Annotated in this window: 18 protein-coding genes; 4 read left to right on the top strand and 14 right to left on the bottom strand. The window is 72.1% G+C overall.

All coding sequences use genetic code 11. From position 1 onward, the window contains the following. Positions 1-15: 15 nt before the first annotated feature. Both ACF059_RS04895 and ACF059_RS04890 read right to left on the bottom strand, forming a co-directional pair. A complete protein-coding gene (locus tag ACF059_RS04895) occupies positions 16-1092 on the bottom strand; it encodes a winged helix DNA-binding domain-containing protein (RefSeq protein ID WP_392051414.1) in 1077 nt (358 codons plus the stop codon). Positions 1093-1118: 26 nt separating this feature from the next. Next, positions 1119-1853 (bottom strand): alpha/beta fold hydrolase, encoded by a 735-nt coding sequence (locus ACF059_RS04890; protein WP_392051410.1) that lies wholly within the window; start codon positions 1851-1853, stop codon positions 1119-1121. 79 nt (positions 1854-1932) lie between these two features. Between ACF059_RS04890 and ACF059_RS04885 the strand changes: the two genes are divergently transcribed. Further along, positions 1933-2907 carry a helix-turn-helix transcriptional regulator gene (locus ACF059_RS04885; RefSeq protein WP_392051407.1) on the top strand — a complete coding sequence of 325 codons (975 nt, stop codon included), beginning with the start codon at positions 1933-1935 and terminating at the stop codon, positions 2905-2907. A 105-nt stretch (positions 2908-3012) separates the two neighbouring features. Here the strand turns inward: ACF059_RS04885 and ACF059_RS04880 are convergent, their stop codons facing one another. Both ACF059_RS04880 and ACF059_RS04875 read right to left on the bottom strand, forming a co-directional pair. Then, positions 3013-3258 (bottom strand): hypothetical protein, encoded by a 246-nt coding sequence (locus tag ACF059_RS04880; RefSeq protein WP_392051404.1) that lies wholly within the window; start codon positions 3256-3258, stop codon positions 3013-3015. A gap of 497 nt (positions 3259-3755) precedes the next feature. Next, a complete protein-coding gene (locus ACF059_RS04875) occupies positions 3756-7559 on the bottom strand; it encodes a hypothetical protein (RefSeq protein ID WP_392051401.1) in 3804 nt (1267 codons plus the stop codon). 390 nt (positions 7560-7949) lie between these two features. On the opposite strand from ACF059_RS04875, the gene ACF059_RS04870 reads away from it, so the two are divergent. Next, the gene (locus tag ACF059_RS04870) at positions 7950-8594 is read left to right on the top strand and encodes a tetratricopeptide repeat protein (RefSeq protein ID WP_392051399.1); all 645 of its coding nucleotides are present in this window, start codon (positions 7950-7952) and stop codon (positions 8592-8594) included. Next, complete coding sequence (locus ACF059_RS04865; RefSeq protein WP_392051395.1) at positions 8591-9865, top strand: glycosyltransferase; 1275 nt, start codon at positions 8591-8593, stop codon at positions 9863-9865. The genes ACF059_RS04870 and ACF059_RS04865 overlap by 4 nt, the downstream gene beginning before the upstream one ends. Before the next feature lie 137 nt (positions 9866-10002). Here the strand turns inward: ACF059_RS04865 and ACF059_RS04860 are convergent, their stop codons facing one another. The 7 genes from ACF059_RS04860 to ACF059_RS04830 all read right to left on the bottom strand — a co-directional run bounded on the left by ACF059_RS04860 (position 10003) and on the right by ACF059_RS04830 (position 18380). Continuing rightward, entirely contained in the window at positions 10003-10980 is a 978-nt protein-coding gene (locus tag ACF059_RS04860; RefSeq protein WP_392053059.1) for an endonuclease/exonuclease/phosphatase family protein, read from the bottom strand. A gap of 118 nt (positions 10981-11098) precedes the next feature. Further along, a complete protein-coding gene (locus ACF059_RS04855; protein WP_392051392.1) occupies positions 11099-11698 on the bottom strand; it encodes a hypothetical protein in 600 nt (199 codons plus the stop codon). Positions 11699-11879: 181 nt separating this feature from the next. Further along, a complete protein-coding gene (locus ACF059_RS04850; RefSeq protein WP_392051389.1) occupies positions 11880-13880 on the bottom strand; it encodes an RICIN domain-containing protein in 2001 nt (666 codons plus the stop codon). Positions 13881-14321: 441 nt separating this feature from the next. Then, the gene (gene sigJ / locus ACF059_RS04845; RefSeq protein WP_392051386.1) at positions 14322-15215 is read right to left on the bottom strand and encodes an RNA polymerase sigma factor SigJ; all 894 of its coding nucleotides are present in this window, start codon (positions 15213-15215) and stop codon (positions 14322-14324) included. Positions 15216-15345: 130 nt separating this feature from the next. Then, positions 15346-16059 carry a DsbA family protein gene (locus ACF059_RS04840; protein ID WP_392051383.1) on the bottom strand — a complete coding sequence of 238 codons (714 nt, stop codon included), beginning with the start codon at positions 16057-16059 and terminating at the stop codon, positions 15346-15348. A gap of 198 nt (positions 16060-16257) precedes the next feature. After that, positions 16258-17658, bottom strand: coding sequence for an ATP-binding protein (locus ACF059_RS04835; RefSeq protein ID WP_392051380.1), 1401 nt, complete (start codon positions 17656-17658; stop codon positions 16258-16260). Between the two features lie 5 nt (positions 17659-17663). Further along, positions 17664-18380: a response regulator transcription factor gene (locus ACF059_RS04830; protein WP_392051378.1), complete on the bottom strand. Its 717-nt coding sequence runs from the start codon at positions 18378-18380 to the stop codon at positions 17664-17666. Positions 18381-18740: 360 nt separating this feature from the next. On the opposite strand from ACF059_RS04830, the gene ACF059_RS04825 reads away from it, so the two are divergent. Beyond that, entirely contained in the window at positions 18741-19232 is a 492-nt protein-coding gene (locus ACF059_RS04825; RefSeq protein WP_392051375.1) for an SRPBCC family protein, read from the top strand. Here the strand turns inward: ACF059_RS04825 and ACF059_RS04820 are convergent. From ACF059_RS04820 to ACF059_RS04810, 3 genes are all read right to left on the bottom strand, one after another. Beyond that, positions 19201-19743: an FABP family protein gene (locus ACF059_RS04820; protein WP_392051373.1), complete on the bottom strand. Its 543-nt coding sequence runs from the start codon at positions 19741-19743 to the stop codon at positions 19201-19203. The two genes, ACF059_RS04825 and ACF059_RS04820, sit on opposite strands and share 32 nt — an antisense overlap. Positions 19744-19903: 160 nt before the next feature. Beyond that, a complete protein-coding gene (gene fusA, locus ACF059_RS04815; protein ID WP_392051370.1) occupies positions 19904-21976 on the bottom strand; it encodes an elongation factor G in 2073 nt (690 codons plus the stop codon). Between the two features lie 140 nt (positions 21977-22116). Beyond that, positions 22117-22251 (bottom strand): hypothetical protein, encoded by a 135-nt coding sequence (locus tag ACF059_RS04810; protein ID WP_392051367.1) that lies wholly within the window; start codon positions 22249-22251, stop codon positions 22117-22119. Positions 22252-22323 lie beyond the last annotated feature (72 nt).

The following is a 22323-nucleotide window of genomic DNA, read 5'->3' as shown; positions in this document are numbered from 1 at the left end:
CGGCTGGCCGTTCGGCTATGCGGTGGGCCACAGAAAGCCGACGACGGCCTCCTTCTCCCTGTCGATGCCCTGCTCGATCTGAGGCGGGACAGGTTCGAACGCATCCACCTGGATGGAGCGCGAGCCGGAGCCGCGGCTCCAGGTGGCGATGGCCAGGCCGTCGGCGATGGCGGTCGGCCGGATGAGACCGCCTCCCGGCCAGACGCGAGCCTGATGGACAGGGGGGACGGACACCTCGCGAGTGCGGTAGCCGATCAGGTAGTTGTCGTAGGCGGGCAGCATGCGAACGTCTGGAGTGTCAGACGGGCCCGGGAGTTCCTCCATCTGCCCGGCGAGCATGGTAAAGCCGCCGTACTCGGTGATCACGCCGGATTCCGCCAGCAGTTTCCAGGCCCTGCGGGCCCAGGTGACCGGCAGCCCGGACCAGGCGGCGTAGTCCTCCAAGGTGGCGGGGGCGTGTGCGGCAAGGTAGCGACGGGCCAGCTCGGCGAGGGCAGCGTCTTCCTCCCACCGGAGGAGCCCAGTGGTGGGCAGCCAGTCGTTGAGCAGTACATAGGTGGCCTCACCGGCGCACTGTGGGCCGTGGCAGAGGATGCCGGTGAGTGCTGCGTGGCGGATCAGGTGGAACGGCGCCTGCCCGTCCGGCGGGATACCGAGGGTGGTGAGATGCTCGGTCAGCTCGGCCCGGGGAAGCGGGCCGTGCACGGCGAGAACGCGCCGGATGAGACGGTCGGCGCGCTGGAGCACATCGTCATCCAGGCCCAGCTGCTGGTAGCGACGGCTCGTTGTGGCAAGGAACCGAGGCCCGAGCAGTCGCAGAATCCAGCGCGCGTCGTCGCTGGGGATGGTGTGCAGGGTACCGCGCATGTACCAGCCGCGGACGACGCTGCGCTCCTTCTCGTATGCCCTGCGGATGTCCTGGGCGGTGATGTCCCGGCCGCGTACCCGGATGCCCAGGTCGGAGGCTGTGGCGTCCTGGGCCTGGATGGCGAAGACCCGTCGGACGACCGCCTCGGCAGAGCCCTCCCGGGCTCCGCCGACCAGGGCCTGGGCGTGGGCCCGCATCCGGCGGACGCTCTCGTGGTCAAGCATCGGGCTGTGCCTCTCAGCCGGCGCGGTCAGGAGACGGCCTTGTCGAGGATGTCGGCGAGTTCGGCGGGCGCGGACAGCATCGGCCAGTGTCCGGTGGGCAGGTCGAAGCGCCGCCACGGCGGCTGGTTCAGGTAGGCCAGCATCGGCACCCCGGCATCCAGCAGCCCCGTGAAGTCATGGCACGCGACCAGGACACGGTCCACACCGGGACCGGGCTCGGCCGGCGCGGCGAGACGCTGGGTGAAGGCGCCGAACGGCTGAGGGGTGGCACGCGAGCGCAGAGCGTCCCGCTGGCCCTCATCCAGCCCGTCGAGGCTGCTGGACAAGCCCAGGACCTCAAACGGCGGCATCGGCAGCCGCCATCCGTCGCCAGAGGCGTCGACCTGCCGACGCAGCTGGTCCGCTGCCTGCGGGGGCATGAGGTCGAGCATGCACATGCCTGCGGCGAACGGGGCGCTGTCCACGTAGATCAAGCGTTCCAGTCGGTCGCCGAGACGCCCGGTTGCCCCGGTGACCGGGGCAGCCGCGTAGCTGTGGGCGACCAGCGTGACGTCGCCCGGATCGTGCTCTTCGACGAATCCCGTGATGTCCGCGATGTGCGTGTCCAGGTCTGTCTGAGGGCCGCCCTGGTCGGCGCGTTCGGCCAGGCCGGTCAGTGTCAGCGGCAGCGCCGTGTGGCCGCGCTCCCGCAGAGCGCGGGCGGTGTCTTCCCAGGCCCATGCCCCGAGCCAGGCGCCGGGAACGAGTACGAAGGTGGCCATGTGATCTCCCAGAAGTAGGTGCTGCGGGGAGCGTAGAGTCGATACAGGACAGAATCCGCCCTGAAATGCCGAGTGATCCATGTCGCATCCCCTCACCCGCGTGCTGACCCTGCTGGAACTCCTCCAATCGAACGCCCGGCTCACCGGGGCGGAGCTGGCAGAGCGCCTGGACACCGACGTCCGCACCGTGCGCCGCTACACGGCCCACCTACGCGACTTGGGCATCCCCGTGGAGGCCGAACGCGGCCGCTACGGCGGCTACCGACTGGCCCGCGGCTACCGCATGCCACCTCTGGTCCTCACCAACGACGAGGCCCTCGCAGTCGTTCTCGGCCTGCTCGCGGCAGAACGTCAGGGCATGGGCACTGCCGCGCCGGCCAGTGCCGGTGCTCTGGCCAAGATCGAGCGGGTGCTTCCGCACGCCCTGCGCGAACCGCTCGCCGCCATGCGGGAGACCCTGTTCTTCACCGCCAACGCCGTGATCGGGCAGGCACCCGGGACCGGCGTCCTTCTGGCACTGGCCCAGGCCTCCCGCGCCCACGCGACCGTCGGAATCAGCCACCAGTCCTGGCGCCAGGAACACACCGAACGCGACATCGACCCATACGGTGTGGTTTTCCACACCGGCCGCTGGTACGTCGTCGGCCACGACCACCTCCGCGACAGCCTGCGCACCTTCCGCATCGACCGCATCACCTCCGTCACCTCCCGAGCCGACAGCTTCACCGCACCCGACGGCTTCGACCCCGTCGCCCACCTGACCTCGACCCTCGCGCAGGGGTCCTACCGCTGGCAGGTCGAGGTGACGATCCATGGCTCCCTCGATGAGATCGCCCGCCGGCTGCCCCGCTCAGCGGTGACCCTCACCGTCCAGCCCACCGGCGTCCTGATGCACGCACGGGCAGAACGGCTGGACGGCATGGCCCACATGCTCGCCTCCCTGGAATGGCCCTTCACCATCCACCATCCCGAGGAACTACGGCAGGCGCTCAAGAATCTGGCCGCCGAGCTCGCAGCAGCCGCCCAGCGGAGACCGGAAGAACTACCGCAGTAAATGCCGGATTTACCGCGACGAAGCCCTGGCCGTGATCGTCGCGATCCGCGGCGGACCGTTCCGGCTTCCAGGGCTGCGGCTGTACCGATGATTCGCAAGTCTTGGTCAGCGCCCCTTCAGGCACTCGTCCAGGACGGAATCGTGAGACATCTCGTCAAAGTCGGTCCCCTGGACTTCAACACCGCCGCCAGCGAGTGCGCGCAGGAGGGCATCCCTGTGACTCACGTACACCATCTTGGTCCTGAGCGGCGAGTCTTCGGGGGACCAGGTGAAGAAGACGATCTTGTTGCGGGGGGCACCCTCCCTGTTGGGGTAGGGGAAGTCGTACGCCGCCCACCAGCAGTCGTCCATCGGGAAGCCTTGATCGCCGATGAATCGACGGCGCCAGAAGCCAACTGAACGTCAAACGGTACGAGGCGTGCCTGGCGGAGGGCGTCTACTCCTGTCATTCAGCCCCGGACAGGCCCCAGGAGCGAAGGACGAGCAGCCCGAATGCAGGCCCGTACGCCAATTGAATGAAGTGCGGCGACATTCGCTGTCAACCGTCGGCGTGGAATCGGGTCCCGGCACACTGCTGCTGGCACGACTGCGCAACAGCTTGGGCGCTCATTCATGCCGTCCGACGTGATGGTGTGGCATGCCCACGTGACCCGTCACCCCTACGGCGTATCGGTTTTCAGCCTTGGGAAGGTTCCGTCATGAAGCGTCAGTCTCTTCGCAGAGCGTGGGTCCGGGCCGTCACTGCGCTCGCGGCGTCGGGGACTCTTGGCTTGCTTGTCAATCTCGGTTCGTCAACGACCGCTCCAGCCGACGCGACGGCTATGTCCGTCGATTACTCCATCGGGGTTTCAGGCTCGAACGGTGCTGTGAGTGCCGACTTCGAGCCCCGCCCACCGCGGGAAGCCGGCGACGACGATGACCACGATGGCCACGGTGGCCCCGGTGACGACGGTGGCCCCGGTGACGACGGTGGCCACGGTGACGACGATGGCCACGGTGGCCCCGGTGACGACGGTGGCCCCGGTGACGACGATGGCCACGATGGCCCCGGTGACGACGATGGCCCCGGTGACGACGATGGCCACGATGGCCACGATGGCCACGATGGCCACGGTGACCACGCTGACCACGGTGACGACGGTGACGACGGTGACCACGGTGACGAACCGGGCGGGGATGGGACGGGCAATGGCAAGCCTGATGAGCACCCGCGCCCGCACCCCCGCCCACCAGGCCCCCAGGGCCCCCAGGGCCCCCAAGGCACCCAGGGCACGCAGGGCCCCCAAGGCACTCAGGGCTTTCAGGGCACGCAGGGCCCGCAGGGCAGCCAGGGCACCGGGTCCCAGGGCTCCCAAGGCAGTCAGGGCTCCCAGGGCAGTCAGGGTTCTCAGGGCACCGGGTCCCAGGGCAGCCAGGGCGGGGCAGGCCCGCAGGGAAGTCAGGGGAGCCAGGGCGGTCTCGGGGCGCAGGGCAGTCAGGGAGACGCCGGCCCGCAGGGAAGTCAGGGGGTCGCCGGAACCCAGGGCAGCCAAGGCAGCCAGGGCGGTGCCGGGGCGCAGGGCAACCAGGGCGGTACCGGGTCCCAGGGCAGCCAGGGCGGGGCAGGCCCGCAGGGAAGTCAGGGGAGCCAGGGCGGTCTCGGGGCGCAGGGCAGTCAGGGGGACGCCGGCCCGCAGGGAAGTCAGGGGGTCGCCGGAACCCAGGGCAGCCAAGGCAGCCAGGGCGGTGCCGGAAGTCAGGGCAGCCAGGGCGGTATGGGCTCGCAGGGCAGTCAGGGCGGGCTCGGCAGCCAGGGAACTCAGGGCAATCAAGGCGGGATCGGAACCCAGGGAAGCCAAGGCGGTCAGGGGACGCAGGGCGACATGGGCACGCCAGGATCTCAGGGTGTCCCTGGCACCCAGGGTGGTCCTGGTGTCCAGGGTGGCGCCGGTGTGCAGGGTGCCCAGGGCGGTATCGGTCCGCAGGGTTTCCAGGGTGCGCAGGGCAGCCCGGGTGGTTCGGGAGCTGGGCCGCAGGGCAGTCAGGGCAGCCCCGGTGTCCAGGGGTTCCAGGGCAGCCAAGGCAGCCAGGGAGTCCAGGGCGGCACGGGCGCCCAAGGGGACCAGGGCAGCCAGGGATTCCAGGGCAGCCAGGGGGTCCAGGGCGGCGCCGGAGTCCAGGGAAGCCAAGGCGACGCCGGCCCGCAGGGCAGTCAGGGCGGTATCGGCCCGCAGGGCGGCGAGGGCAGCCAGGGCGATGTCGGCAGCCAGGGCAGTCAGGGCGGCCCAGGCGTGCAGGGAAGTCAGGGTGACGCCGGGGCACAGGGAAGTCAGGGCGGCGAAGGCAACACTGGCAGCCAGGGCAGTCAGGGCGGTCCGGGTGCGCAGGGAAGTCAGGGTGACGCCGGGGCGCAGGGAAGTCAGGGCGGCGAGGGAACGCAGGGCAGCCAGGGCTTCCAGGGCGGAGCCGGCGTCCAGGGCAGCCAGGGCGGCCCCGGCGCGCAGGGCAGCCAGGGCACCGAAGGCAGCACCGGAAGCCAGGGCAGTCAGGGCAGTCTCGGGGCTCAGGGAAACCAGGGCGGTACCGGAGCGCAGGGCAGTCAGGGCAGCGAGGGTGGCACTGGAGCCCAGGGAAGTCAGGGTGGTTCCGGCAGTCAGGGGAGTCAGGGGACGCAGGGCGACATGGGCACGCCAGGATCTCAGGGTGTCCCTGGCACCCAGGGTGATCCGGGTGTCCAGGGCGGCGCGGGTGTGCAGGGTGCCCAGGGCGGTATCGGTCCGCAGGGTTTCCAGGGTGCGCAGGGCAGCCCGGGTGGTTCGGGAGCTGGGCCGCAGGGCAGTCAAGGCAGCCCGGGTGTCCAGGGGTTCCAGGGCAGTCAGGGCAGTCAGGGCGAAACCGGTGTGCAGGGGTCCCAGGGTAGCCAGGGGTCCCAGGGCAGCCAGGGCTTCCAGGGCGGGGCCGGCGTCCAGGGCAGCCAGGGTGAAGTCGGCAGTCAGGGCAGCCAGGGCGCTGCCGGAAGTCAGGGCAGCCAGGGCAGCCAGGGTGACGCCGGAGTCCAGGGCGGCCAGGGCGATATGGGGACGCAGGGTTTCCAGGGAAGCCAGGGCGATGCCGGGGCGCAGGGCAGCCAGGGCGGCGACGGAGTCCAGGGCAGCCAGGGCACGCAAGGCGAGGCCGGAGCCCAGGGCAGTCAGGGCAGTACCGGGCCGCAGGGCAGCCAGGGTGGTCTCGGAGTCCAGGGCACCCAGGGCGATATCGGCCCGCAGGGCACCCAGGGCAGCCAAGGCGGTGCTGGAGTCCAGGGCAGCCAGGGCAGCGTCGGCGCGCAGGGCAGCCAGGGCAGCCAAGGCGACGAAGGCGCGCAGGGCAGCCAGGGTGGCACCGGGCCGCAGGGCAGCCAGGGCGGAATCGGTGTCCAAGGCAGCCAGGGCGGTATCGGGGTCCAGGGCAGCCAGGGCACGCAAGGCGACGTCGGAGCCCAGGGCAGCCAGGGCGGCGTCGGCGCGCAGGGCAGCCAGGGCAGCCAAGGTGACGAAGGCGCGCAGGGCAGCCAGGGGTTCCAGGGCGACACCGGTGCGCAAGGAACCCAGGGCAGTCAGGGGTTCCAGGGCGACACCGGTGCGCAAGGGTTCCAGGGAATCGGAACTCAGGGGAGCCAGGGCGAGACCGGTACGCAGGGCAGTCAGGGCAGCGAGGGTGGCACTGGAGCCCAGGGAAGTCAGGGTGGTTTCGGCAGTCAGGGGAGTCAGGGGACGCAGGGCGACATGGGTACCCCAGGATCCCAGGGTGTTCCTGGCACCCAGGGTGGTCCTGGTGTCCAGGGCGGCGCGGGTGTGCAGGGTGCCCAGGGCGGTATCGGTCCGCAGGGTTTCCAGGGTGCGCAGGGCAGCCCGGGTGGTTCGGGAGCTGGGCCGCAGGGCAGTCAAGGCAGCCCGGGTGTCCAGGGGTTCCAGGGCAGTCAGGGCAGCCAGGGCGAAACCGGCGTGCAGGGGTCCCAGGGCAGCCAGGGGTCCCAGGGCAGCCAGGGCTTCCAGGGCGGGGCCGGCGTCCAGGGCAGCCAGGGTGAAGTCGGCAGCCAGGGCAGCCAAGGCGATATCGGCCCGCAGGGCAGCCAGGGCAGCCAGGGCGACATCGGAGTCCAAGGCAGCCAAGGGTTCCAGGGCAACGTCGGCGCGCAGGGCGCCCAGGGTAGCCAGGGGTTCCAGGGTGACGCCGGCGCGCAGGGCAGCCAGGGGATCCAGGGCAGCCAGGGCTTCCAGGGCGGCACCGGCGCGCAGGGCAGCCAGGGCGGCGAGGGGGCCCAGGGCACCCAGGGCAGCACCGGCGCGCAAGGCAGCCAGGGCAACGTCGGCGCGCAGGGCACGCAGGGTAGCCAGGGGTTCCAGGGTGGCACCGGCGCGCAGGGCAGCCAGGGGATCCAGGGCAGCCAGGGGTTCCAGGGCGGCACCGGAGCGCAGGGCGGTCAAGGAGCTGCGGGCGCGCAGGGCACCCAGGGCAGCACCGGCGCGCAAGGCAGCCAGGGCAACGTCGGTCCGCAGGGCGCGCAGGGGTTCCAGGGCGGTGCCGGTGCCCAGGGAAGTCAGGGCGGCCCCGGTGCGCAGGGCCCTCAGGGATTCCAGGGCACCCAGGGATTCCAGGGCACCCAGGGATTCCAGGGCACCCAGGGATTCCAAGGCAACCAGGGCGCGAGCCCAGGGGCGCAGAGCACGGTCGTCTCCAACAGCGGCACAGGCCAAGCCGTTGTCCTTTGCCCCGCTGGTACATTCGCCGTCGGCGGCGGCTTCCAGACCACGTCGGTCGTCGGCCTCCAGATGCTCAGCAGCCGTCCTGTCGGGGGTTCCCCGGCTACTGGCTGGCAGGCCACCTCCAACGGCGTGGGCACAATCACCGTCTACGCGGTATGCGCGCCGTGAACCCCCGAGCCATGAAGTCTCCTGACCAGCCGGCCGGCGCGCACGGCTGCACTGGTCAACGACGTCCGCGGGGCATCGTCCGTGCAGCCAACCGTGCTAGCTCATGCCGCCCGACTCCCTCGTGTTACCGGATCGGTGAGGTAGACCCCTGTGAAAAAGCGGATCGTGCTGTGGACCGGACTCGCCGCGGCAGTCGTGGTCGCCAATGCGGCCACCGGCTGGGTCCAGCTGCTCGCAGGAGACCCCGAGACCACTCCTTCAACGGTGTCCGGGCCCCAATCACCTGCGGCGAAGCGTGCCGCGCGGGCTGAGGCACTGCTCCAAGCGGGCATCAAGCAGGGGGAGAACAAGGAATTCTCCGGGGCGACGCGCAGCTTCCGACAGGTCCTGGACCTGAACGTGAAGCCCGCCAGCAAACTCGCCTGGTACAACCTCGGCGTCATCGCCCAGCACGACAACAGGACAGCAGACGCACGCGCGGCTTACGACAACGCCCTCAAGATCGACTCGAATTTCGGATCCGCCCTCTACAACAAGGCGCTTCTGATCGAGTCGAGCCACCCCGATCAGGCGATAGCGATCCTGCGGCACATCGTGGGCGCCGACCCGAAGGCCGCCACGGCCCATCTGCACCTTGGACAGGCCCTGGCGAAGAAGGGCCGGGACGAAGAGGCCGAGGACGCCTTCGGCCTCGCCGTCCGCGCCGACCCATCGCTACTCCAGCACGTCCCGGAGAAGTTCCGGGATTCCGCGATCGCAGCACCGACAGCCACTCAGGTAGGTACCACGGAATGACTTCTTCCCCGACCCCGAGGTTCTCCGTCTTCACTCCCAGCCACCGACCGCGTTTCCTGGACGAATGCCTCGCGACCCTGCAAGCGCAGACCTGCTCCGACTGGGAGTGGATCGTCCTCCTCAACAACGGCGCGCGATGGCGGCCGGAACACCCCGACGACCGCGTGCGGTTGGAGGTCGCGGACGACATCCGGGGGGTTGGAGCCGCCAAACGCCGTGCCTGCGAAGTGGCACGCGGCGAGATCCTCGTCGAGCTCGACCACGACGACCTGCTGGCGAAGGACTGCCTGGCGGAACTGGCGAAGGCCTTCGACGAGCATCCCGACGTCGTCTTCGTCTACAGCCACACCGCTCAGATCACCGAGGACGGAAGCAGGGACGACACACGCTTCAACGAGGCGAACGGCTGGCAGTACGAGGACGTGGACGTCGACGGCCGCCGTCTCCTGCAAGCCATCGCCATGGCACCGACGCCGCACAACGTCTCGTACATCTGGTACGCCCCCAACCATGTGCGGGCGTTCCGCAGGGACACCTACGAGCAGGTCGGCGGGTATGACGCCACACGCACAGTGCTGGACGACCAGGACTTGATGTGCCGTCTCTTCCAGGCGGGCGACTTCCACCGCATTCCCCGATGCCTGTACATGCAACGAATGCACCCCGACAACACCCAGCGCGACACCGAGATCAACGCACACATCCAGCGCGAGACCGTCGCCCTCTACGACAAATACATCGAATGCAGCGCGCTCGCCTGGACCAAGCGGCGCGGGCTGCTCGCACTGGACCTCGGCGCCGCGCACCGCAAGCCGCCCGGCTACCTGGGAGTGGACCAGTACGCAAGGGACGGCGTCGACATCATTGCGACGCTGCCCGAGCCGCTGGACCTCCCCGACAACTCGGTCGGCCTGCTCCGGGCGGTGGACTTCCTGGAGCACGTGCCCGCGAAGATTCCCCTGATCAACGAGCTGTACCGGCTACTGGCGCCAGGAGGCATGCTCCTCAGCCAGACTCCCAGCTCCGACGGCCGGGGTGCGTACCAGGACCCGACGCATGTCGCCTACTACAACGAGAATTCGTTCTGGTACTACACCGACAACCAGTACCGCGCCTTCGTACCGGAGATCCAGGCCCGATTCCAGAACTCACGGCTGGTCACCTACTTCCCAACCGACTGGCACTCCAGGAACCAGATCTCCTATGTGCAGGCCAATCTGATCGCGATGAAGGACGGCGCCGAACGCTGCGGCGGGCCCTTGCTGGTGTGACGCCCTGGGCGACAAGGTGAGTGCAAGGGGCCGCAGGTACCCTCCGGGCCCGTCCGTTGACCGCTGACGGGACCGGAGAGTGACCGTTGGGCACCGGTCACCCGACCCGTCGGACACGCCCCAGTACGGTCACGGCACTAGGAAGGCCCCAGGGTGATGTGGGCGGCGATCGGGAGGTGGTCGCTGCCGGTGGCGGGCAGGGTTCTGACGTCGGTGGCCCTCGCCGAGCGGGTCAGGATCTGATCGATCCGGGCGAGGGGGGCGGCCGCGGGCCAGCTGAAGGCGAGCCCGCGCCGTGGCGGCTCCATGCGCGAGGTGAGCGGGGCGAGCCCGCGGTCGTCCACCGTGCCGTTGAGATCGCCCAGCAGGATCACCCGCTCGGTCCTCTCGGCGGCCAGGGCCGCGCCCAGCAGCCGCGCGCTCTCGTCCCGCAAACCGGTGGCGAAACCGCTCGACCGGATGCGGACCGAGGGCAGGTGGGCGACGTACACGGCGATCTCGCCGTTCGGCGTGCGCACGCCGGCCCGCAGCGCCCGGCTCCAGCCCTCGCCGATCCCCGCCGGTTTGACGTCGAGCCGCCGGACGTCCGTCAGCGGATGCTTCGACCAGAGCCCGACCGTGCCCTCGACCGCGTGGTACGGGTAGTGCGGCCCCAGGGTCGCCTCGTAGACCGGCAGGGCGGCGGGCGTGAGCTCCTCCAGCGCGATCAGGTCCGGCGCGGGCCCGAGCAGGGTGCGCGCGGTGCCCGCCGGGTCGGGGTTCTCGTCGCTGACGTTGTGCTGGACCGCCGTGATGCGGGGTGCGCCGCGGTCCGGGGGAGCGGGCAGGAGCAGCCCGCCGAAGGCGTGGGCCCACGCGGCCGCGGGCAGCAGCAGGGCCACCAGCGCGGTGGCGGATCGGCGTACGAGCGCCGCCGCCAGCAGGACGGCGGCGGCCAGGCCGAGCCAGGGCAGGAAGGCCTCCAGCAGACTCCCGAGGCGGCCCACGCCGTTGGGGACCGCGGAGTGGAACGCCAGCAGACCGGCGGTCAGTACGGCCAGCGACGCGAGCACGCGCCCGCGCGCCCAGGCGCGCTCGGCCCAGGCCGAGCGGCCGCTCGCGCCCCCGCCCCGGATCCACCGGATGCCGCGGTGACCACCGCCGTCCGCCTGCTCCACCACGCCCCGCCCCTCGACTGCTCCGGCCTCCTACGACGCAGGATCCGGCGGGCGGGTTCCCGCCCGGTGCAGTGGGCTAGCCGAGCCGGCCCCGGCGCATCCGCCGACGGCGCAGCAGGAGGCCGACGGCCGCTCCGGCCAGGGCGGTCACCGCCACCCCCGCCGTCGTCCACCACACGGCGTCACCCTCGGCCTCCGACTCGGCATCCGGTGCCTGCGCCGTGGACGCGGAGGGGGCCGCGGCCGACGCGGTCGCCGGGGACGACGGGAGCGGAGCGGGGGAGGAGGCGGCCGGCGAGCCGGTGGCAGGGGTTCCGGGGGCCGGAGTGCCGGTGCTCGGCGCCGGGTCCACCACCGGTACGGCGACTTCTAGTTCGCCGTGTCCGAGCGCCGGGAAGCCCACGTCGACGCTGACCTTCCAGGAGCCCGGCGGCAGGGCCTCGGCCGTGGTCCAGCCCGCGGGCGCCGCGGCGGGGTCACGGACCAGGCGCCAGGGTCCCAGGGTGCGGGAGCCGTCGACGCTGACCGCGTTCACCGTGGCGGCGACCGCCTCGTCGACGGCGTCCCCGTCGTTCTCCCAGGTGACGTCGGCGGTGACGTGGCCCTGCCGCTGCCCGGTCACCACCACCTTCACGGTGTCGCCGTGGGCGTGGGCCGGGGCGGGCGTCAGGAACATCAGGCCGAGTGCGGCCAAGGCGGCGGGGACAGCGGTTCGTATGCGCGGGGGGGGGGGGCCCCGGGGGGGGGGGGGGGGCCGGGGGGCGGGCGGGGGGGGGGGGCCGCCCGCCGGGTGGGGTTTCCCCGCGCCAGGGCGTCAAGGCGTCCTGGCGTCAGGGGTGCAGGGGGTCGCGTGCCGCTCAGCCGGCCTTCTGGACGGTCCAGAGCTGCGCCGGGCGGCCGTCCGCACGCTGGAGGTCGAGCAGCCAGTACCCGTAGTAGGGCCGCTGGCTCACGGTGAGGGCGAAGCCGCCGCTCGGGTCCGTGACGGTCACCGCGCCCCCGCGCGACGCCAGCTTCCAGGCCTGCGCGCCGTTGCCGGAGCAGGGCTGCTGGGCGATCCACATGCCCTCGGCGGGCGCGCCGCCCGGCTGAAGGCACTTGCCGCTGACCGCGGACCGGATGCGGACCTGACCGCCGCCCGCGTCGTCGAAGAGCCACTGCTGCTGCGCGTACCCGTTGGCGCGGCCCCCGACGAGCACCGTCCCGTCGGCGGTGCGCCCGCCCCAGACCTCGGCGGCCATGCCGGTGCTGCCGTTGCCCAGCGTGTACTTGGTGTTCGGGGTGGTCGTTCCGCCGCCCGCCCCCGTGGTACGGAAGGTCGCGGCCTTGCCCGGTCCGCTGTCCCGGCCGGCGCTGTCGCGCACCGAGACGGTGACCGTGTACGAGGTGTTGGGCTGGAGGTTGTAGATGCGGAGCACCTGGGACTGCACCCAGGTCAGGTGCTTGCCGTTGAGCATGACCTGGTACCAGGCGGCGCCCTCGACCTTGGGCCAGCTGACCACGACCGAGTCCGACCGGATCTCGCCGGCCGTGGCGGTCGGGCCGCCCGTGGGCTTCTTCGTGGGGGTCGGCGTGGGCTTCTGCGTCGGGGTCGGCGTGGGGTTCGGGTTGGGACCGGGGCCCGTGCCGCCCTTCGTCTTCATCAGGAACTGGTTGTCGGCGATGTTCCAGTGGGTGGCCAGGTAGCTGCCGGCCTTGGGACTGGTGTGGAAGTAGTCGTCGTGGTTGCAGTCCAGGATGTTCTCCGACGCCTGGTTGGTGCAGACGTTGCGCATCTGGGGGTAGTACGGGGTGTCCGAGTAGCACATGACGTCGAACTCGTCGGTGCAGTGGGCGCCCCGGCTGGTGTTCGGGGCGCTGTTGTTGACCGCCCCGAGGTTGTGGCCGAGCTCGTGCGCGGCGGTGTGGCCGCCCCAGCAGCCGGAGTCCGTACGGCCGTAGGAGGGGCCGAAGTTGCTCTGGTTGGCCTGGCCGGGGCGCTCGTCACCCGCGAAGGTGCCGATGCCGCAGTAGACCTGCGTGTCCGCGAAGATCATGTACTTGCGGTCGCGGCGGTCGAGGCCCTTGCCGGCGAGCGCGTTGTTGGTCGCGCTGAACTCGGCCAGTGCCGAGGCCGGGAGCTCGATGTTGAGCACCGTGGGGGTGCAGTCCGCGGCCGTGACGTAGCGGATGTGGCGCACGCCCCCGGTCTCCTGGGCGCTCGCCGAGTAGATGAGGTCGGCGTCGGCCGCCCACTTGCGGAACGAGGCGACGTACTCGGAGTAGCGGTCGCGGCCGGGAGCGTGGACGTACACGACCTGGACGCGGTTGCCGGTGCTGCCGTCGCCGTCGCACTGGACGGTCTGGCCCGCGGGGCCGGCGGCCACGCTCTGGCCGCCGGAGGCGGCGGCGGGCTCGGGCGCGGTGGACTTGGTGGCCGCGGCGTCGGCGGCGGGCGCGTCCTGAGGACGCCCGCTGCCTTGCGTGGTGGCCGGGTCCTCGCTCGCCGGGCGGGCCGGATCGGCCGCCGGAGCGGTCTCCTTGACGGCCGGCTCGACCTCCTTGGCGATGTCGACGCCCTTGGGCGGGGCGTCGGGACCGTGGGTGCACAGCCCGGCGTCGGTGCGGTAGACACCGACGCACTTGTCGCCCTTGGGCGCGACCGCGAGGCCGTCGTAGACCATGCCGCGCGCGCTCTCGTTGGCGGGCGCGGCCGCGATGGGCTCCGGCTCCTGGTCCCGGGCCGGGGCTGCGGCCGGGGCGGATGCCTCGGCGGCCTGCGCGGGGGCGGAGGCCTGGGCGTCGTCGCCGAGCCCGGAGTAGGCGATGCCTGCGGCGATCACCGCCGCCGCTGCGGTGGCGGCGGTGAGGAGTATCAACCGCCGCGGTCTGCGGCGGTGGTCGGTGGTGCGCCGTCTGCGCCGTCCTGTCATGGGCACCTCAAATCGTTGTTGAGTGACTGGGTGCGCGGAAGCCTGCCAGACGAATGCGCCGGAAAATTCGGACAAAGAGGGACGCGGCCCGGGAAATCATTCCGTTACCTGTTCGCTTGATTTGACGAACAGTCAATTCGTAATAAAACAAAGGGAGTTACGCGCGTCGCGCATCAATGGTCCAGGCCTTTTATGGCCGGTTGTTATCAAATCGAGATAGAGCGAGTGTGCTTGTTGACGGGAATTCAGTCAGGAATTCACCTAATTACTACCTGTCGAATTCCCTCCGTCACGACCCGTGAGGATCCGTCAGAGCGCAGCCCCCGAACCCCGCTGCCGGATCGTCAGCGGGGTCTGCGGGGCGTGGCGGGGAGCGTCGGCCGCGGCTCAGACCTCGGCTGCGCCGAGGTCCAGACGGGCGAGGCGCTCGGGGTCGGTCAGGATGTCGAGCGCCGTGATCCTGCCGTCCCGGACGGTGAACGCCATGACCGACACGGCCCGGCCCTGCGCCATCGCGACCACACCGGGCGTGCCGTTGACCAGCACCGGACGGGCGGCTTCGGCGATCCGGGCGAAGGTGATCGCCTGGGAGGCGACGGCGGCCGCGCCGCGACGAAACAGCGACGGGCGCAGGGTGCCGCCGTCCGAGCGCGCCACCACCTCGGGATCGAGCACGGCGACGAGCGCGTCGAGATCCCCGCTGCGCGAGGCCGCGAGGAAGGCGTCGACGACCGAACGCAGGCGGGCCCGGTCGGGATCGGGCGCGGGCGCCGCGCCCTGGACGCGGCGCCGGGCACGGCTGGCGAGCTGACGGGTCGTCGCGGCGCTGCGCCCGAGGACGGGGGCGATCTCCTCGAAGGGCACGGCGAACAGGTCGTGCAGGACGAAGGCCAGGCGCTCGGCGGGGGAGAGGGTGTCCAGGACGACCATCAGTGCCATCCCGACGGAGTCGGCCAGCAGCGCCTCCCGCTCGGGGTCGGGACCGTCCGCGCGGCTGACGACAGGATCGGGAAGCCGGACCTGCCCGGCCTCGTCGTGCAGCGGATCCTCGCGCCGCGCGGTCCGCGAGCGCAGCATGTCCAGGCAGACCCGGCCGACCACGGTGGTCAGCCAGCCGCCCAGGTTCTCCACCGCGGCGGCGTCGGAGCGGCCCAGCTTGAGCCAGGCCTCCTGCACGGCGTCCTCCGACTCGCTGAGCGAGCCCAGCATCCGGTAGGCCACCGCCCGAAGGTGGGGACGGTGCTCCTCGAAACGCCCCGCCAGCAGCTCCATCCCGCTCATCTGTACCGGCCCCCCGCCTTGATCGTCAGCAGAGAGGAAGACGATATCCGACGGCCGAACGCAACGACCTGAGGACCGAAGGGAGTTGAACCGGTACGCCGGGTTCCCGGCCGGGCCTTCCGCCAGCGGATCAGCGCGGCCCGCGGTCCTCTCCACCCGTCCGTGCCCTGAGGTACCGGTAGAGGCGGCTGCGGTCGGTGTAGAGGGCCTGGTTCTCCGTCGGCACCACGGTCCCGTTGATCGCCATGGTGGGGGTGCCCTTCACAGAGGCCCCGAGCGCCTCGTCGGAGGCCTCGACGAACTGCCGGTGCGTGGTCTCCTGCACGGCCGCGTCGAACTCCGGGCCGCGCAGGCCCTCGACCAGGACGGCCAGGGCCAGCAGCCGGTCCTGCGTGAACCCCCCGCCCTTGCGGGCGCTCGCCTGATGGCGGTAGAGCACGTCGTGGTGCTCCGCGAACCTGCCCTGGTCCAGGGCGGCGCGCAGCGCATTCACCGCGTGCTTCGACCCCGGGCCGAGGAAGGAGCCCAGGGTGAACTGCAGTTGCAGCCCGCCGTTGCGCGCCGCCCGCTTCAGGTACGGGCCCGTGCCCTGCGTCTCGAACTCCTCGCAGGCCGGGCAGCTCGGGTCCTCGTACAGCCGCACCGCCAGCGCGGCGCCCGGGTCCCCCAGGACGATGGTGGTGCCGTCCGCGGCCAGCGACTCCGCGGCCGCCGGCAGTTCGGCGCTCGCCGACGCGTCGAGCAGGTCGCCCCTCTCGCCCCGCCGGGTGCACGCGCCGACGGACGACGCCGCGGCGATGGCCGCTGCCCCGGCCAGGAAGCCGCGTCTGGATCTGACCTGCATGGATGTCCCCTCCCACGTCATGAACAGGGAGACAGTACGCGGTCACGAGGCGCGGCACGCGCCGGGGCGGCGGGCCGGCCGTCACCGCCGTGCGGGCGCTCCCGCGTGGACTCGCGCAGGCCCACGACCTCGTACTCCTCGGCCCGGGCGGCGTCCGTCGCGCCGCCCACGCGGACCCGGGCCGGGCGGCGCCGCGCGTCAGGTCGTGAACCGCGACGCGGCCGGCGGCCCTTGGGGGAGTGCCCGCTCGGCGGGGAGGTCCGCGCGGGCGATCAGCCCGTGCGGGACGGCGTCGGCCAGCGTGAGCCGGCCCCCGCCGGCCTCCAAGAGCGCGGTGGCGATCGCCAGCCCCAGGCCCGAACCCTCCCGATCGGCGGGCTGGGCTCCCCGCCAGAACCGGTGCGGGGCGTTCTCCCGGTCCCGCGCCGGCAGGCCCGGGCCCTCGTCCTCCACCGCGATGCGGACCCACTCGCCGTCCGACGAGGTACGGATCACGATGCGGCCCTCGGCCGGGGAGAACCCCAGCGCGTTGTCCAGGAGTACGTCCAGCACCTGGTCCAGGGCGCCCGGCAGGGACCGGCCCACCACACGGTCGCCGGTGACCGCGAGCGTCACGTCCTTCTCCTCGGCCGCCTGGGACCAGGCGCGGGCCCGCTGCTCCACCACCTCGCGCACGCTGACCGCGATCGTGCCCGACGCCGATTCCGTCCCCTGGGCCAGCTGGAGGAGCTCGTCGAGGATGCGCCCCAGGCGGGCCGTCTCCTCCAGTGCCAGCGTCAGGGCGTGCCGGCCGTCCGCGGGGACGACCGTTTCGAGTGCCTGCACCCGAAGGCTCAACGCGGCGAGCGGATTGCGCATCTGGTGGGAGACGTTGGCGACGAAGCCGCGCTGGGCCTCCAGCAGGGTCACCAGGCGCTGGGTCATCTCGTTGACGCCCTGCGCCAGCTCCCGTACCTCCGCCGGACCGTCGTCGGTGGCCGCGCGCACGCCGTACCGGCCCTTGGTGATCTGCCGGACGGCCGCGTGGAGCCGCAGCACCGGCAGGACGCTCCAGCGGGCCAGCGGGATCGCCGCCAGTGCGCTGGCCGCCAGTCCGGCGACCGCGATCCCGAGGAGCAGGGCGGCCTGGGCGGCCATCCGGTCGCGCAGGGAGCTCATGGGCGCCACCACGGCGACCGCGCCGAGCCGCTCGGATCCGCGCGCCAGGGGTACGACGACCAGCAGGGGCTCGCCGGTCGTGCTGAAGGGGTAGTCCAGGGGCGCGGTGCGTTCCCCGGCCAGGGCCCGGTCGACGTTGCCCTGCCAGGCTCCGGACGGGTGCAGTTCCTTGTGGCCCGTGTAGAGCCGGCGTCCCGAGGCGTCGAAGAGCCAGACCGTCGCTTCGGGGTGCGCGGCCTCGTACGCGGACACCGGTTGCCGCCAGGACAGGGCCGCCGGATCTGCGGAGATCCGGGCGGCCAGGACCTCGGCCTCGTCGGTCCGCTCGAAGACGGCGTGGTGGAACTCGTTCATCGCCAGGTTGAAGCAGAGCGGGACCTCCAGCACCGTCAACAGGACGGCGGTCAGGGTCAGATAGGTGACCAGCAGTCTGCGGCGCACCCGCGCTACCCCTGTTCGGCGGGCGGGCAGAGCCGGAAACCGACCCCGCGGATGTTCTCGATCCAGCCGTGCGCGCCGAGTTTGCGCCGCAGGGTCCCGACATGGACGTCGAGGGTGCGGGTGGAGCCGAACCAGTTCTCGTCCCACACGCGTGCCACGATCGCCTCCCGCGTGTGCACGGCCTCGGTGTCCTCCACGAGCATGGCCAGCAGGTCGAACTCCTTGCGGGTCAGCTGCAGATCGCGGCCGTTCAGTGCGGCGGCCCGCTGCTTGCGGTCGATCCGCAGCGGACCGGCCTCGGTGGCCGCCCCCGGCTTGCCCGCCTCACCGTGGCAGGCGGGATCGTGCCCGTCCGGTCCGAGACGGCAGCGGCAGGTGCGGCGGGAGACGGCTTCGATCCGGGCGATCAGCTCGTGCAGCGAATAGGGCTTGACGACGTAGTCGTCCGCGCCCATGTGCAGGCCCATGACCCGGTCGATCTCCTCGGACCGGGCGGTCACCGCGATGATGGGCACCGCCGAGCGCTCCCGGATCCGCTTGCAGACCTGGAGCCCGTCCAGATCGGGTAACCCCAGGTCCAGCAGGATGAACTCGGCCTCTTCGGCCCGGGTCAGGGCCTGTCTGCCGTCCGCGGCCTCGATGACCGCATGACCGCGCTGGCGCAGTGCGGTCCCCAGGGCATCGCGGACGTGTGCGTCGTCCTCGACCACCAGAATGCGCATGGATCCCCCCAGATGGCTATGTCTGCGGGTCAGCCTAGGCCGTCTCCCGTGCGGTGGTGCCAGCCGTCACGGCAACAGGCGCTCCGGCAGCCGGGCGACGCCCAACGGCCAACGGCCGACTTTTGCAGTCCACTTGAACATCACCTGACGGTCCGTTGAACCGTCTGTTCCTACCGTCTGAGACGTGCTTCCCGCATCCGCCTCCACCGAGCCGCCACGTCCGGCCGAGGGACACCCCCGTGGCATCCCGCCGTCCCTCGGCCGGGCGCTGGCCCACCGGCGCTCTCCCTTCCCCCTCCCCCTCCCCGCCCCGCCGGCGGGTCGGATCCACGCCGCGCCCGGCCCGGGGGAGGGGTAGCCGTGCGCGAGGAGACCGTGGTCGTCAGTACGGAGATCGCCGCCACCCCGAGCACCGTCTATCAGCTGCTCACCGACTTCAGCCGCTGGGCGCAGTTCATCGCCGAGACCAGGCCCCCCGCCGTCGCGCCGGAGGCCGCGGACCGCGGAGCGACCTTCCGGGCCTGGAACCGCAACGGCCCGCTGATCTGGCGCACCACGTCCCGCGTCGTCGTCGCCGAACCCGGACGCTGCTTCGCCTTCAAGGTCACCTTGTTCGGCCGGCCCATGGCCGTCTGGCGTTACGACATCACCGCGACGCCCCACGGCTGCCGCGTCACCGAGTCCACCCGTGACCAGCGCGCGCGGGTCCTGCGGACGCTGACCCCGCTCACCACCGGAGTGTGGGACCGCCAGGCCCGCAACCGGCGCAACATGGAGACCACCCTCACCCGCCTCCGCGCGCTCGCCGAGGGCGGCGCCTTCAGGACGGGCGCTTGCGCAGACGGGTCGTGAGGTGGTGCTGCAGGGGCTGTCCCACCGCCGCCATGTCGTGCACGACCGTCATCTCCCCGGCGCCGAGGGTGTAATGCCGCCGGGTGGCGGTGACCTCCTTGGCCAGCGGGGTCAGCGACACGTCCTTCGTCTCGATCTCGATCTCCGCACCGGAGACCCGCCCGACGTACGTCTCGACGATCCCGGTGGGATGGGCGAGCACGACCTCCAGTGAGGCGTCGGGTGTGACCCGCCACCACCCCGCCTCGCGGCTCGCCGGCCGCAGCGGGGCGCCGGAGCCGTCGATCAGCCACGCCCGTGCCTCGTAGCGCAGGAAGGGGCGGCCGTCGTGGCTGAAGGTGAGCTCCTGCTCGTACCGGAAGTCCTCCTCCAGCGTCGGGTACTGGCCCTGCCCCCGGCCGTGCCAGCGCCCCAGCAGGGGCAGGACGGGCCGCAGCAGCGGGTGCGGTTCGGGGCCCTCGCCCACGGTGTGGGTGTCGGGATACGGGTTTTCCTGCACGGACTCGAACATGTCCACTTCGTCACCTTGCTTGTCTGCGGGCCCACGGGCTCCGCAGCTTAGGGGGTGTCCCGCCCCGCCCCCGGGATCGGGGCGGGGCGGGGCGGACGAGAACGGCGCGGCGCCCGCGCGCGCCGTCAACCGCGCGCCGTCAGCCGCCCGCCGTCAACCGTCAGCGGGCGAGCAGCGCACCCGCGACCGAAGCCGGTACCGGCGCCAGACCGGCCGGCCGGGTGGTGAAGGTCCCCCGGCCCTGGGTCCGGCCGCGCAGCCGGGACGCGTAGCCGAACAGCTCGGCCAGCGGCACGGTCGCCGTGATCACCGCCGTCCCGGCCCGGGCCGTGGACGCCGAGACCCGGCCGCGACGGGCGGCGAGATCACCCAGTACGCCGCCGACACCGTCCTGCGGCACGCTCACCACGACCTCCACGACCGGCTCCAGCAGCTCCACCGTGCTCACGCGCAGCGCCTCGCGCAGTGCGAACCGGCCCGCCGCCCGGAACGCCAGCTCCGAGGAGTCCTTGGAGTGGGTCGCCCCGTCGGTGAGCGTGACCCGCAGCCCCGTCACCGGGTGGCCGCCGAGCGGGCCCTCGGCCAGGGCGTCGCGACAGCCGGCCTCCACGGCGCGCGCGTACTCCTGCGGCACGCGGCCCCCGACGACCGTCGAGCGGAACTCGAAGCCCCCTTCCTCCAGCGGTTCGACGTCGATGACGACGTGCGCGAACTGGCCGGCGCCGCCGTCCTGTTTGACGTGCCGGTAGACGAGGCCGGTCACGCCGCGTACGACGGTCTCCCGATAGGAGACCTGCGGCCGGCCGACGACCACCTCCACCCCGTGGCCGCTGCGGATCTTCTCCACCGCGACCTCCAGGTGCAGTTCGCCGAGCCCGGACAGCACGGTCTGACCCGTCTCCGCGTCGGAGCGCACCACCAGCGACGGGTCCTCCTCGGCGAGCCGCGCCAGGGCCGAGGAGAGCCGTCCGGTGTCGACGCCGCGCAGGGCCTCGACCGCCACCGACACCACCGGTTCGGCCACCGAGGGCGGTTCGAGGACCAGCGGGGCCCCCGGCGCGCACAGGGTCGAACCGGCCCGCGCGGCCTTCAGCCCGATCACGGCGACGATGTCACCGGCGCGTGCCTCCTCCCTTTCCTCGTGCCGGTCGGCCTGCACCCGCAGGATCCGGCCGACCCGCTCGGTACGGCCCGTCGCCGGGTCCAGTACGGACTCGCCCTTGCGCAGCGTGCCCGCGTAGATCCGCAGGTACGTGAGCCGTCCCGTCGCCGTCGCCGTCACCTTGAAGGCGAGGGCCGCGAACGGCTCCGCCGGATCGGGGGCGCGCTCCTGCTCCACGCCGCCCGCCAGCCCACGCACCGGGGGCACGTCCACGGGGGACGGCAGGTACGCCAGCACCGCGTCCAGCAACGGCTCGATCCCGCGGTTGCGGTACGCCGAACCGCACAGGACCACCGCGCCGTCCCCGCGCAGCGTGAGCTCGCGCAGGGCCCGTACCAGCGTCCCCTCGGACAGCGCCGCATCCGTGCAGAACTCCTCCAGGGCGTCGGCGTGGAGCTCGGCCACCGTCTCCTCCAGGAGCCGGCGGCGCCGCTGCGCCTCCTCCCGCAGCGACTCGGGGACCGGCCCCGACTCATAGGTGTCGGCGTCCGCCTGCCAGCGCAGCGCACGCATGCCCAGCAGATCGACGACGCCGGTGAACGCGTCCTCCTGCCCGATGGGCAGCTGCACCACCAGGGGTACGGTGCCCAGCCGCTCCCGGATCGACGCGACCGCGGTGTCGAGGTCGGCGCCCGCCCGGTCCAGCTTGTTGACGAACGCGATCCGCGGCACCCCGTGCTTGTCGGCCTGCCGCCACACCGACTCGCTCTGCGGCTCGACCCCGGCGACGGCGTCGAACACGGCGACGGCCCCGTCCAGCACCCGCAGGGAACGCTCGACCTCGTCGGAGAAGTCGACGTGCCCCGGAGTGTCGATGAGGTTGACGCGGTGTCCGCCCCAGGTGCAGCTCACGGCCGCCGCGAAGATGGTGATGCCGCGGTCGCGTTCCTGGGTGTCGAAGTCGGTGACGGTCGTGCCGTCGTGCACCTCTCCCCGTTTGTGGATGGCGCCGGTGGCGAAGAGGATGCGTTCGGTGATCGTGGTCTTGCCGGCGTCGACGTGGGCGAGGATGCCCAGGTTGCGGACGGCGGTCGGGGAAGTGGTGTCGACGGGTCGCCTGGTGGCGCGCATGGCCCGAGGCCTTTCGAGTGATGAGGAAGAGGGCGGCGCGATTCCCGGACGCGGCCGCGGCGCCGCCGCCGGGCCCGGAGGGATCCGGGCGCGGGGCGTACGGCGAGCGGGAGGGGACGGGACCCGGAAGGGCCCGGAACCTAGAGGGTGATGACCCCGAGGTGCGTCACGGGCAGGGGGTGACGGCCGCGCAGCCGGCACCGCGCGCTACGAGACACCGGGATCACGTCGTACCGGGACCGGGGAGCGAAGACGGCGGTGCGGTGCGTGCGCATGGCCGGGCTCCCCCTCTCTTCACTGGCATCGGGCGTGCCGTGTCGTGTCGGCAGCGCGTACGCCGACCCTAG

The organism is Streptomyces sp. NPDC016562 (assembly GCF_043076955.1).
Classification (GTDB): Bacteria; Actinomycetota; Actinomycetes; order Streptomycetales; family Streptomycetaceae; genus Streptomyces.
The sequence above is the reverse complement of the archived record's forward strand: the minus strand, read 5'-3'. Positions and strand labels throughout refer to the sequence as shown.

Coding starts and splice junctions, on each gene's coding strand:
- ACF059_RS04895 (WP_392051414.1), bottom strand. CDS start 1,092: ATGCTTGACCACGAGAGCGTCCGCCGGATGCGGGCCCACGCCCAGGCC.
- ACF059_RS04890 (WP_392051410.1), bottom strand. CDS start 1,853: ATGGCCACCTTCGTACTCGTTCCCGGCGCCTGGCTCGGGGCATGGGCC.
- ACF059_RS04885 (WP_392051407.1), top strand. CDS start 1,933: ATGTCGCATCCCCTCACCCGCGTGCTGACCCTGCTGGAACTCCTCCAA.
- ACF059_RS04880 (WP_392051404.1), bottom strand. CDS start 3,258: ATGGACGACTGCTGGTGGGCGGCGTACGACTTCCCCTACCCCAACAGG.
- ACF059_RS04865 (WP_392051395.1), top strand. CDS start 8,591: ATGACTTCTTCCCCGACCCCGAGGTTCTCCGTCTTCACTCCCAGCCAC.
- ACF059_RS04855 (WP_392051392.1), bottom strand. CDS start 11,698: ATGTTCCTGACGCCCGCCCCGGCCCACGCCCACGGCGACACCGTGAAG.
- sigJ (WP_392051386.1), bottom strand. CDS start 15,215: ATGAGCGGGATGGAGCTGCTGGCGGGGCGTTTCGAGGAGCACCGTCCC.
- ACF059_RS04840 (WP_392051383.1), bottom strand. CDS start 16,059: ATGCAGGTCAGATCCAGACGCGGCTTCCTGGCCGGGGCAGCGGCCATC.
- ACF059_RS04830 (WP_392051378.1), bottom strand. CDS start 18,380: ATGCGCATTCTGGTGGTCGAGGACGACGCACACGTCCGCGATGCCCTG.
- ACF059_RS04820 (WP_392051373.1), bottom strand. CDS start 19,743: ATGTTCGAGTCCGTGCAGGAAAACCCGTATCCCGACACCCACACCGTG.
- fusA (WP_392051370.1), bottom strand. CDS start 21,976: ATGCGCGCCACCAGGCGACCCGTCGACACCACTTCCCCGACCGCCGTC.
- ACF059_RS04810 (WP_392051367.1), bottom strand. CDS start 22,251: ATGCGCACGCACCGCACCGCCGTCTTCGCTCCCCGGTCCCGGTACGAC.